Origin of the sequence: Providencia sp. (genome assembly GCF_052096715.1) — a bacterium.
Classification (GTDB): Bacteria; Pseudomonadota; Gammaproteobacteria; order Enterobacterales; family Enterobacteriaceae; genus Providencia.
On the sequence record NZ_JBQDNB010000057.1, the window covers coordinates 1 to 2,857 of the forward strand.

At 41.0% G+C, this 2,857-nt stretch carries 3 protein-coding genes and 1 tRNA gene; all 4 read right to left on the reverse strand.

The window, feature by feature from the left end; translation table 11 throughout:
• Positions 1-345: 345 nt before the first annotated feature.
• Positions 346-819 carry a bacterioferritin gene (bfr, locus tag ACTH6U_RS21280; protein WP_441833093.1) on the reverse strand — a complete coding sequence of 158 codons (474 nt, stop codon included), beginning with the start codon at positions 817-819 and terminating at the stop codon, positions 346-348.
• A 143-nt stretch (positions 820-962) separates the two neighbouring features.
• Complete coding sequence (gene bfd, locus ACTH6U_RS21285; RefSeq protein ID WP_294106997.1) at positions 963-1,163, reverse strand: bacterioferritin-associated ferredoxin; 201 nt, start codon at positions 1,161-1,163, stop codon at positions 963-965.
• A 245-nt stretch (positions 1,164-1,408) separates the two neighbouring features.
• Complete coding sequence (tuf, locus tag ACTH6U_RS21290) at positions 1,409-2,593, reverse strand: elongation factor Tu (protein WP_294103340.1); 1,185 nt, start codon at positions 2,591-2,593, stop codon at positions 1,409-1,411.
• Positions 2,594-2,710: 117 nt separating this feature from the next.
• Positions 2,711-2,786 (reverse strand) — tRNA-Thr (locus ACTH6U_RS21295).
• Between the last annotated feature and the right edge of the window lie 71 nt (positions 2,787-2,857).

The window sequence follows — 2,857 nt, forward strand, 5'->3', positions numbered from 1 at the left end:
ACGGATTCTTTGGTTCTGCATGAGACCAGAGCTCCAACTATTTTATAAACGTAAATGATTACTCCTCACACCCATTTCGATTGATGGGGGAGTGTAATCGTCTCAATGTAACCCCCATATCGGGAGTATTGTCTAAATGAGCAACATATCGCCGCTCAATACTGATTGTTCAGTCCTAAAATTTAGGGCTTACTCATCAGTAAGCCTGCGCATTATACGGAAACTATGGCGAAACGCAAGCAATCGAGGAAAATATGTGCTGCTTTTATACGATATAAACTGAATAAATGACAGAAAGGCCCAAGTGTAATAGCACCGGGCCTTTAAGATTAAATCAACATAGAGTTATGCGTCTTTTATCTGCGCTTGGATATAATTCTGAATACCTACACGATTAATAAGTTCAACTTGAGTTTCTATCCAATCAATGTGATTTTCTTCATCTGCGAGTATTTCGATCATCAAATCACGGCTAACATAATCATGTATTGAGTCGGCATAGCGGATAGCTTCTTTAAGATTTAAAGCTCCATCTAGCTCAAGCTTTAAATCTGAGGCAAGCATCTCTTCAACATCTTCTCCAATATTCAACTTACCAAGATCTTGTAAGTTTGGTAGCCCCTCAAGAAAAAGTATACGCTCAATATATTTATCAGCGTGTTTCATTTCATCAATTGACTCATGGTATTCCATTTCATTGAGGCGTTCTAGCCCCCAATTTTTAAACATACGTGCATGCAAAAAATATTGATTTATTGCGACTAGCTCATTGCCCAACAATTTATTCAAGTGGGCTATCATTTTTTTATCGCCTTTCATTTTTACCCTCCATCGCTTCCAGTTCTTTAAGTGTAGACCTGAAATCGATAGCTGCGTGATTTTTACACACTGAATTTAAATTCAAAGTAATTAATTTTAAGCGGTGAATTGATTTAGCGGAGAATTAGCTGTATTTGAAATTACTATGCAACATCAACGGTACATAACACTTCTAAACGCAAAAGCTCTTCAGCAAGAATTTCTCGCGTTTGTTTTATGCATTTCCCACATTCGCGGCCCACAGGTAATATTTGGCGTAACCCCTTTAAGGAAGTGACTTGATACTTCCTTGTAGCATTTCTAATTTGTTTATCTGTAATGGCTTCGCAAAGGCATACGTACATAATAGCTTACCTGTATAAATCATATACGATAAGTTTAAATGAAAATGATTAGCATTTCAATTATCATTAATTATTGCTATTTGGCAAAACTAATGACATTAAGGCTTTTAGGATTGATTGTATGACTAGATTACAACATTGAAGTATTTGAATGAGGGAAATAATAATTAATATTTTGATATAAAAAAGGCATCATAAAAGATGCCTTTTTTCTGAGAAGATACCGCTTGGTAAGCTAACAGATATTATGCAATAACTTTTGCAACAACACCGGCGCCTACAGTACGACCACCTTCACGGATTGCGAAACGCAAACCATCATCCATCGCGATTGGGTGAATCAATGTCACGATCATGTTGATGTTGTCGCCTGGCATTACCATCTCTACGCCTTCTGGCAGTTCGATAGTACCGGTTACGTCAGTTGTACGGAAGTAGAACTGTGGACGGTAACCTTTGAAGAATGGAGTATGACGACCACCTTCATCTTTGCTCAGGATATACACTTCTGATTCGAATTGTGTATGTGGCTTGATTGAACCTGGTTTTGCCAGTACTTGTCCACGTTGAATCTCTTCACGTTTAGTACCACGCAGTAAAACACCCACGTTCTCACCAGCACGACCTTCGTCAAGCAGTTTACGGAACATTTCAACGCCAGTACAAGTTGTTTTAACTGTTGCTTGAATACCAACAATCTCAACTTCTTCACCAACTTTAACGATACCACGCTCAACACGGCCTGTTACTACTGTACCACGGCCTGAGATTGAGAATACGTCTTCAATTGGCAGCAGGAATGGTTTGTCAATTGCACGCTCTGGTTCTGGGATATAGCTATCCAGGAAACCAGCTAGTTCAACAATTTTCGCTTCCCACTCTGGAACACCTTCCAGTGCTTTCAGTGCAGAACCACGGATAACTGGAGTGTCATCACCTGGGAAATCGTACTGAGAAAGAAGTTCACGAACTTCCATTTCAACGAGTTCTAACAGTTCTTCGTCGTCTACCATGTCACATTTGTTCAGGAACACGATGATGTAAGGAACACCAACTTGGCGACCTAACAGGATGTGTTCACGCGTTTGTGGCATTGGGCCATCAGTCGCAGCAACAACCAGAATTGCACCATCCATCTGCGCAGCACCAGTGATCATGTTTTTAACATAGTCGGCGTGACCTGGGCAGTCTACGTGTGCGTAGTGACGAGCTGGAGTGTCATATTCTACGTGTGAAGTAGAGATAGTAATACCACGTGCTTTTTCTTCTGGTGCGTTATCGATTTGATCGAATGCACGAGCAGAACCGCCGTAAGTTTTTGCTAGAACAGTAGTGATAGCTGCTGTCAGAGTAGTTTTACCATGGTCAACGTGGCCGATTGTACCAACGTTAACGTGCGGTTTTGAACGTTCAAATTTTTCTTTAGACATTAGATTGTCCCTCTAAGACACGGAATCGGTGGTCAGACCACATCAACCAAGCATAAATAAGTTTGCTTGTATTATTTACAGGAGACAAATCAGGGATTATTGAGTACATAGGGGAAGTGGTGCTGATAGGCAGATTCGAACTGCCGACCTCACCCTTACCAAGGGTGTGCTCTACCAACTGAGCCATATCAGCACATCTTGGAGCGGGCAGCGGGAATCGAACCCGCATCATCAGCTTGGAAGGCTGAGGTAATAGCCATTATA

Coding starts and splice junctions, on each gene's coding strand:
- bfr (WP_441833093.1), bottom strand. CDS start 819: ATGAAAGGCGATAAAAAAATGATAGCCCACTTGAATAAATTGTTGGGC.
- tuf (WP_294103340.1), bottom strand. CDS start 2,593: ATGTCTAAAGAAAAATTTGAACGTTCAAAACCGCACGTTAACGTTGGT.
- bfd (WP_294106997.1), bottom strand. CDS start 1,163: ATGTACGTATGCCTTTGCGAAGCCATTACAGATAAACAAATTAGAAAT.